The sequence below is a fragment of the Sodalis sp. RH15 genome, assembly GCF_047324255.1.
In the GTDB taxonomy this organism is placed as follows: Bacteria; Pseudomonadota; Gammaproteobacteria; order Enterobacterales; family Enterobacteriaceae; genus Acerihabitans; species Acerihabitans ligni.
Genome location: NZ_CP178738.1, coordinates 5,236,116 through 5,249,598 on the forward strand (window position 1 = coordinate 5,236,116; position 13,483 = coordinate 5,249,598).

Consider the following 13,483-nt stretch of genomic DNA (forward strand, 5'->3'; position numbering starts at 1 on the left):
AGCTGGCACTGAATTTACACCATTTTAACGGACTCTACCGTAAATCCACGGAACGTCCGATTTTATCCGATACTAACATTCAAAGTTGCAATTTATTTATATATTAGAAAGAATTGATATTTCAATCCGATATGAAGGATTTTTGCATGAAGAGCATCTTGTTGCCGCCGTATGCCCCGACACTGATCGAATCAACCCGTGCCATTGGCTATACACTAGAAGCAGCAATTGCTGACGTTATTGACAACAGCATCTCAGCACTAGCTTTATGCATTGGCATTTTCTTCTACCCGATTGGAGATTCATATATCGCTATTATGGACGATGGCTGTGGGATGACTGCGGAAGAACTTAATACTGCTATGCGCTACGGTAGCCAAAACCCGAATGAGAAACGGTCCGCAAATGATCTAGGACGTTTTGGCCTTGGTTTAAAAACGGCATCACTTTCTCAGTGCCGAACCTTAACTGTAGTCAGCAAAAATCACGGCCACATTGAGGCCAGACGCTGGGATATTGACCATGTTATTGCTTCCGGAGACTGGTCGCTGTTAGTCCTTGAATCGGAAGACGAAATCAATCAAATCCCTCGTATTGACAGTTTGAAAGCAATAGAATCCGGCACACTTGTAGTGTGGCAGAACCTTGACAAGCTCAAGGTTGGAGAACTTGACTTTGAACGCTCAATGGGAAAAAAGATGGATGAAATGCGGGTGCACCTTTCCTTGGTCTTTCACCGCTATATCAGCGGTGAAACGGGGTTGAAAAAGATGCAGATAAGGATGAATAACATCCCCATTGAGCCGGCAGATCCATTCCTCTTGTGGCGGAACACACAAGTGATGTCAGATGAGTCCATATATATCGAAGGCTCAAAAGTGACAATCCGCCCATATATTCTTCCGCATATCTCAGATTTATCTAATGCAGAAATTACTGCACTTGGAGGCAAGGAAGGTCTCAGAAAAAGCCAGGGCTTCTATATTTATCGAAATAAACGATTACTGGTTTGGGGCACTTGGTTCCGTATGATGCGGCAGGGCGAGCTTTCCAAGCTGGCTCGTGTTCAAGTCGATATACCTAATGAACTAGACAATCTCTGGACACTTGATATCAAAAAATCCACTGCTGTCCCGCCAGAAATAGTGCGCAACAATCTGGCATCAATTATTGAGCGTCTAGCAGGCAAAAGTAAACGCACATGGGAGTTTCGTGGCAAGCGTGAAACCAACGACTCCATTGTACATATTTGGCAGCGGTTCAGAGGAAAACATGGCGGCTACTACTACGGAATAAATCGCGACCATCCATTAGTTGAAACATTTGCAGAGGCAACACCACAGGTTAAGCGTTGTATCGAAAACTTACTGAAATCAATTGAGGCGGGAATACCCCTCAATCAGTTGTATTTAGACTTGACTTCTGACAAGCAGATTGAAAATGATATTGAAATAACCGTGCAGGAAGTTGATATCATATTGCGTGGCCTGCTTGAACAAATTTCGACACCTACAGGAAAAATGGAGCTGTTGGAGCGACTTGCAGTTTCTGTACCATTTGTGAATTATCCAAAACTCATAGAACGCTATAGAGAAGGAAGCCCGTATGACAGCAACTAATGTTGAGCAGTTGGAAGGCATTATTTCTTCCAGCATTAACAAAGAATACCCAGACTATCCACCAACCGAAGCCCAGTTTGAAGAGATGGCGGTAGAAATCCGCCGGTTGCTTCAACCACTGTATCCTCTCAGCGACGATGAGTTCGCAGAAATCAGGCGCAAACTCATGGCAAAAGTTGTCGTACAGATGGATTTGGGCATCGCCATCACTGACAATAAACGCCCGCATCAATCATGGCTTCCGGCAAGACGTGCCGATTTAGATTTTTTCTTCTGGAAGCGGTATAAGACATATCTTGAAGAAGTCAAGGGGTGGAATTCACGCGTAACCGGCAGTCTTGACCGCGTATCTGACGAAATCGTTGACTTATTAGGTGACCCCCAAAGCGATGAATCTTTCCAGCGAAGAGGTCTGGTGCTGGGGGATGTGCAGTCTGGAAAGACTGCCAACTACACTGCCATATGCAACAAAGCCGCTGACACGGGCTACAATGTTATCATTATTCTTGCTGGTATGATGGAAAATCTGCGCCAGCAAACACAGGAACGTATTGATGCGGAATTTTCAGGAAGGAAGAGTGAGTATCTCTTGGACCCAAAACGCGACATTGAGAACATTCCTGTTGGCGTAGGCAAGTACGGACAGGAAAAAAGAATAGAATCCTTCACCTCAGTTGTAAAAGACTTTGATAAGAACATATTGCGCCAACTAAGACTCTCATTGCAAAGTGTGAACACTACAGTTGTCTTTGTTATCAAAAAGAACAAGAGCATCCTCAACAACCTTATCCGCTGGCTGAAAAGCAATAATGCTGATGCTAGAGGCGCAATCAATAAGTCGCTCCTTCTTATTGATGATGAAGCCGATAACGCATCAGTGAACACGAACGATCCCGAAAAAGACCCGACCGCTATCAATAAGGCGATTCGTGATTTGCTAAAACTATTTCGACAGGCTTCTTATCTTGGCATTACGGCAACTCCATATGCCAACATATTCATTGACCCGGACAGTGTCGATGAAATGATCGGGGACGATTTGTTTCCACGGGACTTCATTTATGCACTTTCGCCACCGACCGATTATATCGGGGCGGAAGATATATTTGGCAGCGATGAGGAAACCCCGGCAAGATATAAGGATGTTGTTCTTGAGCCGATTTACCCAATAGAAATGAATGCCTTTTTCCCGTTCACTCATCGAAAGGGGCATATTGTAACGGAGTTGCCGCCCAGCATGAAGGAGGCAATGGCATATTTTCTGCTGGTCAATGGAATACGCGATATCAGAGGCGATGATCATAAGCATCGTTCCATGATGATTCATGTCAGTCGTTTCACCGATGTTCAAAATCAAATCCGTGATTTGGCTACAGAATGGGTAATTCAGATGCGTTCGGATTTACAAAACTATGCAGGTTTATCCGAGCCTGAAAGCGACCAGATTCCCAGCATTGCCTATCTCAAGGCGGTCTGGGAAAAGCATGAGCTTGCCAAAAAAGCAGGTAAGCCGGAAAGCCCGATGCCGTGGTATCAGTTTTTATCACACTATTTATTCAAAGCGGTCGCCCCTATTGATGTAAGAGCGGTCAACCAACAAAGCGGAGCAACCAGCCTCGATTACTTCAACCACAAGCATGACGGATTGCGTGTCATCGCTGTTGGCGGAAACAGTTTATCCCGTGGATTGACGTTAGAAGGCTTATGTGTCAGCTACTTTTATCGTCGTTCCCTTATGTACGATACACTGCTCCAAATGGGTAGATGGTTTGGTTACCGTCCTGACTACGCCGATTTATTCAAAATCTGGATTAGTGTAGAGGCGATTGACTGGTATGGATATATAACAGCCGCAACAGAAGAGTTGAAGCTTGAAATAGCACTGATGAAAAATGCAAACCTTACCCCAATGGATTTTGGTCTAAAGGTTCGTCAAGACCCGGCTTCCCTAATAGTTACCGCGAAAAATAAGATGCGGGCGGCCACACTCGTTAAGCGCCCAATTACAGTGTCAGGCCGGTTGCTTGAAACCCCTCGTTTAAAAGCCGATCCCACTTCTTTAACCTTGAATGAGGAAATTTTTAAGGATTTCATAAATCGTTTACCTGATATTGGACAGCGAATTCAGCGAGAAGATGCCCGCTTCTTTTGGACGGGCATTAAAAAAGATGAAGTCGAACAACTTCTTCGCGAGTTCAAAACCCACACATGGCAGCTTAATTTTCAAGGTGCTGCACTTGCAGATTTTGTAAGAGATGATGCTGATCTGGGTGATTGGGATGTCTTCATTGCAGAAGGCAGCGAAAATGAAGGCTATAAACTAAGCTACGGATATGAAATTTTGGTAATAAGGCCGGAATCACGTGCTGTAAAGGCAACAAACGGGCAGATTAGCATCAGTGGTACAAAAGTACGTGTCGGTTCCGGCGGCGCAGCAAAAATCGGATTAACTGAGGAAGAAAAGAAGACTGCTGAAAACAACTTTAAAATGATAAAACCCAATGCGCGTCATATTCCGGACAAAGCGTATCTCAGTATTCAGCGAAACCCAATATTAATATTACACGTTATTGCTGTCGACAAAATTAAAACTGATCCCCAAGGGAATTTCCGTAGCCAGATTGAAAAAGGTGTACAAGTGCCAGATTATCTTTTTGCCTTGGGGATCGGTATTCCTGCTATCGGCGGAGAGAAAACAGCAAATTATATGGTTAATCTTGTTGAGTTTCGCAATTACTATGACTTCGATGAGAATGAGGACGAATGAAAATAACACCTGAAATTCTCCAACAGCAATGGGACAGCATCAGCTACAAGGATGGCGGGTTCTTGCAGATTGATATCCAGCATCCGTTTGAATGGCACATTGGCTATCAGTCTATCAGTCAGCGAACACTGCTGCTTGTCTGCAATACTGCGATTAATACTTTTGAATCCTCTAAGTCAATGGCTGTAAGCCGTCGTCGCCGCGAAACAGATAACCGTTGGACCCTTACAATTGAACTTTTGCGAGATGAACAGCAAGATGTCTTTGCAATCCTTTGCTGCGACATTATTGAGTACTCGCGTACGGCTACAGATGAAAAGGAAGCGCTGGCTTTGGTCATAAGCCGTTACAGACAATGGAGCAGGTTGCTTGAATTGCAAAAGAGCGGGCTTATGGATGAACGCGTACGAAAAGGTCTGTTGGGTGAACTGCTGTTTTTAGAACAGCACATGGACTGTGTTGATTCTGTATTGAATGCAGTTCAAGGCTGGTCGGGGGCAGAGGCGGCAGACCAAGATTTCATATATCTTGATGGATGGTATGAGATAAAGAGCATTGGGGCTTCAGCGACAAGTATAACCATTTCTTCGTTAGAACAGCTTGATTGCAAAGATACAGGCGAGCTCGTTATTATGCGCATTGACAGAGTCGCTCCTGACAAAACATGTGCGGTCTCGTTGAATGATGTTGTCTATAGGATAAGTGACAGGCTTTCTTCTCATACAGAAGCACTTGACCTATTCCGAAACAAACTGGCGGCATATGGATATATAGACTTGCAGGAATACTCTGAGCAGAAATACTATTATTCTACTATGCAGAGATACAGCGTTGATAAATCATTTCCACGGCTTACCTCGCACTCAGTACCTGCAGAAATAATCGCTTTGCATTACGAATTGAGCTTGCCCGCATTGAAAAACTGGCTAAAAGGATGAAATGGATGGACTCACAGGAATTCAGAAAAGATTTTCTTGAAGATATAAAAGCTGAAGCTGCAGCAACCGGCGAAGGTTCCTGTGCGTCTTTTGTATCTGCTTTTGCCCGCTATTTGCAAGAAGCAGAATTTCTATTGGACTTCACCGCCTCTTATTTCGAGGGAACTGGAAAGCGTAGCCGAAAACTGCGTGTTGATGGTTATGCTTACGATGAATTAGACAAAACCATGAGTCTGATAATAGCAGATTACAATGGCTCAGAGACCGGGCGTGTTCTTGCGAAAACACAAGCCAAACAACTGCAAGGTCGCCTATCGCATTTTGTAGATGATGTGCAAAACACTCCACTTCACCGCAATGTAGAAATGAGTCGGCCATGCTCGGATTTGGTTGATTTGTTGAGGGAAAAACGGGCGGAAATCCGTAAGTACCAGTTACTGATTTTTTCAACTTCAAATGTTAGTACGACTATTACTAAACTGGAATCGGACGACATTGATGGTATTCCTTCTGAATGCCAGATTTTGAATATCGAACGACTATTTAGAATTTGCGGATCGGAGACTGGTCGGCACATTATCGAAATAAATTTCAAGGAACATTCCAAGCATGGTATCCAATGTTTGGAGGCCAGTGGAGCTGCGACAGAATATTTTAAAAGCTATCTTTGCATTATTTCGGGAGCCGTTTTAGCCAATATTTATGATAAATATGGCAGTTTGCTTTTGGAAGGGAACGTTCGTTCTTTTTTATCTACCAAAGTTGCAGTGAATAAAAAAATACGCGCAACCATTCTGAACTATCCTGAAAGATTTTTCGCTTATAACAATGGTATATCAGCCATTGCAATGAATGTTCGAATTGAATCTTCTCCACAAGGACAATCTCTTGCTTCGGCAAGGGGTTTTCAGATAATTAATGGGGGTCAAACCACCGCTTCTTTATCCAATACACGATATAAAGATAAATGTGATCTCAGTACAATCTTTGTGCAAATGAAGCTTACAGTTATTGAAGAAATTCCTGATGGGGAAGCGACAGAGCTTATTCAAAATATTTCCCGTTCATCAAACAGCCAAAATAAGATTAGTGATGCAGACTTCTTTTCAACACATCCATTTCATGTGCGAATGGAACATTGTTCACAGCGATTATACGCAAGAGCAATTGGAGGTTCTCAATTTGACACTAAGTGGTTTTATGAACGGGCGCGAGGTCAGTATTTTCAAAAACAAATGCGCTTAACAAAAGCTGAGAAGAAAAAATTCCTATTTCAAAACCCCAAGAATCAGTTAATCACAAAAACTGACCTTGCTAAAGTGAGGAACTCTTGGAAAGGCTTACCACATATTGTAAGTCGTGGTGCACAGACGAACTTCACAGAGTTCGCCGATAAAACCAGCAAAGAGTGGAATGAAAAAAATGATGTACTAGTGTTCGGTGACAGATATTTTCAAGAAACTGTTGCTCTAGTGCTGATATTTAAGTACACCGAATCGATGATACCAGCTCAAGTATGGTATCAACAGGGATACCGTGCAAATATCGTAACCTATACCATCGCACTTCTACATAAATTGATACAGAAACAGTTTGAGAAACATGATTTGGACTTAATGTCAATTTGGACACGACAGGTTGTACCTAATATTCTTCAAAAAATTTTGATTGAGTTGTCCGAGCAAGTCTATGCTAGACTGACCGACCCGCATCGCAGTGTGGAAAATGTTACTCAATGGTGTAAGCGTGAAGATTGTTGGAATAGTGTTCAGAGCATTTCCTATCCACTACCTGCAGAGATGAGAAATTATCTGATTAGTCAAGATGATATAAGCATTGCTGTCTATGATGGTAACGCCAACCGACTCATAATGTAAGATAATGAAATCACAGCAAAAGTCATAAAGATTCCAATAGAAAAATGACAAAATGCATCAGCATTTGCCATTAGCAACAGAGGGTTGCACCCCATGAATGACGGTGCAGAGAAATGCTGGCAGATGCCTAACAAATTACCAACATATTTCAGTTCAGTACAGAAATTTGCTTACTTATTATGATGTTGGAACGATTGGAAGAAAATGGATTCAGACGATGGGCAAACAAGTTAAGTCAAAACCGAATTACAGTTTAGTAGATTTGTTCGCTGGTGCCGGTGGGCTTAGCTATGGATTTCTGCAGACAAAACGCTTTTCGGTTAAAGCAGCTTTTGAATTGAACTCTAACGCCAGGCAGACCTATCTCCGCAATCACGGGGGCAAAGTAGCGATGTACAGCGATGTGGAAGATGCTTTGTCAGACAAAATAAAGGCCGAGATTGGGCAGATTGACGTTGTCATTGGAGGTCCACCTTGTCAAGGATTCTCAAGTGCTAATCGTCAAAAAAATCATGCAATCAGCCAAAATAACTCCCTTGTCAAAAAATTTGTTCAGGCTGTCCTTAATTTGAATCCTAAAGCTTTTGTAATGGAAAATGTTAGTCTGTTGCAATCCAAGGTTCACCGTTTCTATGTAGATGACAGCGATCAAGCCGTAATAAGGCGATATGATATTGCTACAGTCCCAACTGAGATTCAACTTCTTGATGAACCATTTATATTTAAGGATGTTATTGATGTTGTTAGTAGCAGTGAAAGAACCGCATATTATTTATGGAATGAAAAAGATTATTTTGTTCTTAACGTCGTTTATAAAACACGTAAGAACAATGATAAGCTGAAGTTGACCCTAGAGAAACATAAAAAAAACCTGCTCACTCTTGCAACAAAACTCACTTCACAGAGTGGAACTAATGATCCTATTATTCGCTACAACAATATTACTGGTAATGCAATAAACCATTACTTTACTAATACTCAAACAAATCCAATTGATTTATGCAGCAAAATTGAGCCAGTTATTATGATACAGCGAATGCTTTCCAAGTCTATGGAGATTCATAATAATCACATTGTTGTTTCAGAGTACACCATAAAATGTGGATTAATGGCGAAAGTTACATCAATGGCCGTTGTTGATTATATTGAATCGATTCTTGGTGCAGAAAATAATGGCTACAGTATTACCAAAGGGATTTTGTCAGCTGCAGATTTCGGTGTTCCGCAAAAACGAATGCGCTTTGTCATTATGGGAGTTAGAAAAACAATATCTGAAAATATCAATTTACCCGCTGGTACTTTTACTGAAGCAAACTTTAGAACAGTTGAGGATGCCATCAAGGATATTGAGAACATTAAAGTTGCCACTACAGTTAGTGAAGGTGATATCGGCATTGAACTTCCTAAAACTCAAGGAGTTATTAGCGAATTAGGAAGGCAACTTCGCGATTCAGATATGTTATATAACCATGTTGCTACTAACACCACCCCTGATGCTCTGAAACGATTCGAGGTTATTCCACAAGGTTGCAACTTTCATCATTTACCTCCGGAACTTAAGACTACATATTCAGATAGTTCTCGGACGCAAAACACAATTTATCTGAGGTTAAGATATAATGAGCCTTCTGGAACTGTGGTGAATGTACGAAAGTCTATGTGGATTCACCCTATTCACCATCGTGCCTTGAGCATTCGGGAAGCGGCCCGTTTACAAACATTTCCAGACAGCTTTGCATTTTGCGGATTGAAGGATTCTCAATATCAGCAAATTGGCAATGCAGTACCGCCAATATTAGCAAAAGCGCTTGCTAACCATTTGTGTAATTATTTAGATGTATAATTGTAAGTACATCTGTTTTAGTCCCACCCACTTTATGAGATTTATTGGAACATGATAATTTGGAATTAAAGGCTCCCCACCAAATCCCCCAACGTTACCATAAGCATCATCGGGTCAATCGGTGAAGGCTCAAACCCGACCCGCAGGTAAAATTCCCGCACCTCATCAGACAGCGCATGAACCAACATTCCACGAATACCGATCGTTTCCGCCACTTGAATCACCCGTAGCCCGGCATCCCGCACCAGTGCTCGCCCGACGCCCTGGCCGTGCAATGATATATCTACCGCCAAACGGCCCAACACCTCGATCGGGATCGGATCAGGCATATTACGGCGAAAGCGTCCGGACGCGGCAGTTGTCATCACTGCGCTGGACGCCAACGAGTAATGCGCCAACACCTTCGAGTCGTCGCAGCAGACGAGTGTTCGGGATGCGCCGGTTAGCTGATTTTTCATCGCCCTCTGTTTTAGCCAGTTGTCCCTAGAATCCACGCCGCAGCAAAATGAGGAGAGAATATGCCCGGCGTGAAGAGGCTCAGGGCTAGGATCACTTTTCCTGCTCCCACGGCGCGGGCGTTTGCATGGTTTTACGCAACGCGGCGTTCGGCGATAGAGCTTGATCCAGACGAACAAGAAAATCCTGATAGGCTTCAGGGTCTGCCATAATAATACGTTGCTCAATCAGCGCTTCCTCTGCCGCAGCGTGTACGGCTTCCAACACAAAGTGGGGTCTGAGTAGCAACGGAACAGAAAACCTACATAAGGGTTTCACGGCTCATCACTATCGGCGCTTGATGGATCGCGCAACGGCCGGAGTTCCCCTCTTGCGACGAAATCCGGCAGTATGAAGGCGTATCGACCGAGCATGCTGATATGTTTGAGCCCGAGGGGCGACAGGCGATCGACGTCTTCGGGTTTAACGTTATAGCCTTCGGATAGGGCGGCGTCCATATAGATTGTATTCCAGAGCACTACGAGATTGACTACCAGGCCAAGCGTGCCGAGCTGATCTTCCTGACCCTCGCGATAACGCTGGCGCAGTTCTCCACGCTTCCCATGAAAGATAGTCCGGGCGAGCTGGTGGCGTCCTTCTCCGCGATTGAGCTGAATGAGGATACGCCGTCTATAACTCTCGTCATCAATGAATCGCAGGAGGTACAGCGTCTTTAACTTAGGCGCATGGGAGTTTATAGGCTATAGGTTTATGGACGGGTATTTATGAAATTCAACGGCTTTTCCGGCGGCTTTGCGATCGGCTCCACATCATCACATCAAACCGGGGTTTGTTGCAAAAGCGCTCAGCGGCGCGTGGTGACGCTGAGGTCTTCTTATTCTTCTTCAAAACCAGTGCAGAAACCTATAGCGCTAAAACCCTGTCCAGCTTAGATTGTCGTATGTGATGAACTCCGGCCGCCCCGCGACTGGCCGCAGCCGGTGTTGATGATACGTGACAGCGAGCTTGTGAAGGCTTTTCTGTTCCGCTGCTTCTCAGCTCTCTAGCCGCAAAATGGAGAAATATTCTTTGATCCAAACCTTAAAGAGTGCCTCGCCCGTTGCCCTCGTGACTGGTTCCACGTCCGGCATCGGCGCCGCGATAGCCCGCCGGCTATCCAGCGAAGGGTATGCCGTAGTCCTGCACTCGCGCAGTTCTGCTGAAATTGGACTCGCGTTAGCCGCTGAATTGGGAAAAGCTACGTACATCCAAGCCGATTTGGCCGATGATGCTGACAGGATCAGGCTTGTGCGGGAAGCTGTATCCTGGGAAGGTCGGCTTGATGTCCTTGTCAACAATGCCGGCATCAGCCGCGTTATTCCCCATGCCGATCTTATGGCCGCCTCGCCTGCCATCTGGAACGAGCTGCATGAGGTCAATGTGGTAGCCCCATTTCGCCTCGTGGCGGAAGCCGAAACCGCTCTGAGAGATGCAGCCCGGCACGGTCGACCTGCCTGTGTCGTCAATGTCAGCTCACACGCTGGCGTCCGGCCCAAGGGTGCATCAATCCCTTATGCCGCATCGAAAGCCGCGTTGAACCATGTCACTCGCCTGCTTGCAGTATCGCTTGCACCGGATATCAGAGTGAATGCCGTTGCCCCTGGTTTGGTGGATACGCCTCTGACGGCGGATTGGACCGCGGCCCAACAGCTTTGGCGAGAGCGTTCGCCCATGCGCAGAGCCGCCAGACCGGAGGATGTCGCCCAAATCGTCGCTATGCTGGTAGCCTCGGACTACCTGACCGGCGAAATTTTGCTGTCGGATGGCGGGCTGAATCTGACATAGCGCACCATTAGAAATGCATGACAGCGAGCTTGTGTAGGTTTTCTGTTCCGTTGCTACTCAGACCCCAAATTCAGTGCGGTTTTTCCCTTTAACCTTCGCCGCTCGATCGATAAGATCGCGCTCGGCAGGTTTGATGCGTAAATTCAACGTCTCACACTTGTCAGAAACGTTGTTCGTCACTGGCATAATGAAATCCTCCGGGCTGTCCTCTGGATATTAATTATCCAGCACACGCGGCGCAAAAGTCATTACGTTTTACAGACAGCTTGGGGAATCGAACCGAAGGAACGAACCGGACCTATTTCCGTGCTGCCGACCCACTCTTTTGCTCTACAAGCAAAAAAGCGGGTCAATCTGCGGGTCTTGACAACAGGCGGGGATAAAATTTATGATGAATTTCAATTTAATAGAAAACTGAATGACCCCGAGTCCGGGCACCATTTTTCAAAAAACAGTTTTAGAGAAACCAGCTTAACGGCTGGTTTTTTGCTTTCTGACGTCTGGACTCTCCATCGAAGGCAGTTCGATTAGTCGCCTTATCCAAGAGGCTCTCACCACGCAATTCTTGGTTGCTCAAATTTGAGACAGAGCTTATGATAAGACCACAATTATGGTCATTTTTGAGGTCTTATTTATGGCTACTGCTATTTATGCCGATCGCTCAGCATCAATTTCGGAACTGAAAAAAAACCCTACGGCTACCGTTAAGTCCGGCGAGGGTCGGCCTGTGGCGATTCTGAATCACAGTAAACCGGCATTTTATTGTGTTCCGGCATCATTGTACGAGAAAATGCTTGAAATCATTGAAGATCGCCAGCTTGCACGTATCGTCCGCTCTCGCCTCAATGAGGAAGAAGTCGAGGTCAATTGGGAGGATTTGTAATTGTCAGAAAAGGAATTTAAGACAAGACTTAAGTTTAAAAAATCGGCAAAAAAAGAGTGGGATGCACTGGGCGGCAATGTTAGAGAAAAATTCAAAAAACAGCTTAAAAAACGCGCAGAATCAAACGAAGCTTTAACGTCTCTCAAGAACCAGCTTTCAGGCGTCGACTTTTGCTACAAAATCAAACTGCGGTCAGATGGTTACCGGCTTGTTTATCAAGTAACGCAAGATGACAGCGGCGTGGTCAATGTCGTAATCACCGTTATCACTGTCGATCGTCGCGAAGATGTTTATGAGAGCTTGCAAGATAAGATAAACAAAGATTGAATCAGCCTGTTTTAGGGCTGGTTTTCCACATGTTGGGGCCGGCGCGCCACATCGCCTCGGCCTGATAATAAACCTTCATCTGAAATACCTTCATCAAGATTATCCCAGTGTATCCATGTATGCTGAACGTTAAACGCCCTCACCCCCCTAGCCCTCTGCCCTACCCTTACCCGCTTTCACCGATAAAGGCAGGGCATTGTGTTGCTTTATTGACTCTCTAATTTGCAGTATCGGGATGGCCAGATTTCCGCCGGCATCATACCCAGTTCTTCGGCGATCAGCTTTTCTCCTTTGGGCCAGTGTTTTGTCAGGGTATTTGCCAGGGTGGAGGATGCCAACCCGGCTTTACGTGAGACCGCCGCCAGCGACATCCCTCTTTTTTTCAGCGCCGCGATAATATCGGCGGGATGCCAGTCTTGCTCATTCATGCCGCTACCTCACCAATACACCTCACGCCGTCAGGAGTACGTATCCAGCGCGGGGCTTTCAAATCAGCGGCGAAGTACGAGACCAACTCAGCCAGCAGCCCGGTGAGCGTCCTCTCCCTTTCCCGCGACAGCAACCCGCCGGTTATAAGCTCCGCCACGGCAAGACTGTAGTCGCAGAGCAATTCAGAATCGGGATCAAAACCAAGGGAGAGAGGGGGGAGGATATCAACGGTAAGGCTTTCGGCCAGATGATGCGGAACGGGATCGTTCAGCGTGGACTTCAGCAGAGCAATACAGGCGGAAAGCCGCCCGCAGAGCGCCATCCGCAGCGCCGGATCGTCGCTCTCAAGCAATGTTTCGGCACAAAGCTCGCAGTATCCGGCCAGTTCGGTGAAATCCGTGGCGGCGCTGAAGGGGATGGAAAGTAACGGGTGTGTCTGGGTGAGGGGTGTAGCCATAAGGCAGCCTCCAGTGAGTAACAAACTATTCCCACCACCAGAGGTTCCAATCTCAGGGTGGTG

At 45.4% G+C, this 13,483-nt stretch carries 11 protein-coding genes and 3 pseudogenes; 8 read left to right on the forward strand and 6 right to left on the reverse strand.

Annotation, left to right across the window (positions count from 1 at the left end; all coding sequences use genetic code 11):
- The first annotated feature begins 146 nt into the window (after positions 1–146).
- From ACL2XO_RS23790 to ACL2XO_RS23810, 5 genes are all read left to right on the forward strand, one after another.
- Positions 147–1,619 (forward strand): ATP-binding protein, encoded by a 1,473-nt coding sequence (locus ACL2XO_RS23790; protein WP_413741663.1) that lies wholly within the window; start codon positions 147–149, stop codon positions 1,617–1,619.
- Entirely contained in the window at positions 1,606–4,386 is a 2,781-nt protein-coding gene (locus ACL2XO_RS23795) for a Z1 domain-containing protein (RefSeq protein ID WP_413741664.1), read from the forward strand. Before ACL2XO_RS23790 ends, ACL2XO_RS23795 begins: the two co-directional genes overlap by 14 nt.
- On the forward strand, positions 4,383–5,324 hold the full coding sequence (locus ACL2XO_RS23800; protein ID WP_413741665.1) for a PD-(D/E)XK motif protein: 942 nt from the start codon (positions 4,383–4,385) through the stop codon (positions 5,322–5,324). Before ACL2XO_RS23795 ends, ACL2XO_RS23800 begins: the two co-directional genes overlap by 4 nt.
- A 5-nt stretch (positions 5,325–5,329) precedes the next feature.
- Positions 5,330–7,201 (forward strand): AIPR family protein, encoded by a 1,872-nt coding sequence (locus ACL2XO_RS23805; RefSeq protein ID WP_413741666.1) that lies wholly within the window; start codon positions 5,330–5,332, stop codon positions 7,199–7,201.
- A 217-nt stretch (positions 7,202–7,418) separates the two neighbouring features.
- Positions 7,419–9,044, forward strand: a complete 1,626-nt coding sequence (locus ACL2XO_RS23810) for a DNA cytosine methyltransferase (protein ID WP_413741667.1) — start codon at positions 7,419–7,421, stop codon at positions 9,042–9,044.
- 65 nt (positions 9,045–9,109) lie between these two features.
- Here the strand turns inward: ACL2XO_RS23810 and ACL2XO_RS23815 are convergent, their stop codons facing one another.
- The 3 genes and pseudogenes from ACL2XO_RS23815 to ACL2XO_RS23825 form a co-directional block, all read right to left on the reverse strand.
- Entirely contained in the window at positions 9,110–9,562 is a 453-nt protein-coding gene (locus ACL2XO_RS23815) for a GNAT family N-acetyltransferase (RefSeq protein ID WP_413743103.1), read from the reverse strand.
- A gap of 31 nt (positions 9,563–9,593) precedes the next feature.
- Positions 9,594–9,779: pseudogene (locus ACL2XO_RS23820) on the reverse strand (DUF1778 domain-containing protein); the annotation flags it as partial.
- Between the two features lie 35 nt (positions 9,780–9,814).
- Positions 9,815–10,213: pseudogene (locus ACL2XO_RS23825) on the reverse strand (Tn3 family transposase); the annotation flags it as partial.
- A gap of 340 nt (positions 10,214–10,553) precedes the next feature.
- Here ACL2XO_RS23825 and ACL2XO_RS23830 point away from each other — a divergent pair.
- Positions 10,554–11,324 carry an SDR family NAD(P)-dependent oxidoreductase gene (locus ACL2XO_RS23830; protein ID WP_413741668.1) on the forward strand — a complete coding sequence of 257 codons (771 nt, stop codon included), beginning with the start codon at positions 10,554–10,556 and terminating at the stop codon, positions 11,322–11,324.
- A gap of 66 nt (positions 11,325–11,390) precedes the next feature.
- On the opposite strand, the pseudogene ACL2XO_RS23835 reads toward ACL2XO_RS23830, so the two are convergent.
- Positions 11,391–11,510 (reverse strand): annotated as a pseudogene (locus tag ACL2XO_RS23835) (DUF1778 domain-containing protein); the annotation flags it as partial.
- Positions 11,511–11,958: 448 nt separating this feature from the next.
- Here ACL2XO_RS23835 and ACL2XO_RS23840 point away from each other — a divergent pair.
- Positions 11,959–12,207: a type II toxin-antitoxin system Phd/YefM family antitoxin gene (locus ACL2XO_RS23840; protein ID WP_132925556.1), complete on the forward strand. Its 249-nt coding sequence runs from the start codon at positions 11,959–11,961 to the stop codon at positions 12,205–12,207.
- Positions 12,208–12,534 (forward strand): type II toxin-antitoxin system RelE family toxin, encoded by a 327-nt coding sequence (locus tag ACL2XO_RS23845; protein WP_132925554.1) that lies wholly within the window; start codon positions 12,208–12,210, stop codon positions 12,532–12,534.
- Between the two features lie 206 nt (positions 12,535–12,740).
- Here ACL2XO_RS23845 and ACL2XO_RS23850 read toward each other — a convergent pair whose 3' ends face one another.
- Together ACL2XO_RS23850 and ACL2XO_RS23855 are read right to left on the reverse strand one after the other, a co-directional pair.
- Positions 12,741–12,962 (reverse strand): helix-turn-helix domain-containing protein, encoded by a 222-nt coding sequence (locus tag ACL2XO_RS23850; protein ID WP_132925590.1) that lies wholly within the window; start codon positions 12,960–12,962, stop codon positions 12,741–12,743.
- Positions 12,959–13,420, reverse strand: coding sequence for a hypothetical protein (locus tag ACL2XO_RS23855; protein ID WP_413741669.1), 462 nt, complete (start codon positions 13,418–13,420; stop codon positions 12,959–12,961). Before ACL2XO_RS23855 ends, ACL2XO_RS23850 begins: the two co-directional genes overlap by 4 nt.
- Between the last annotated feature and the right edge of the window lie 63 nt (positions 13,421–13,483).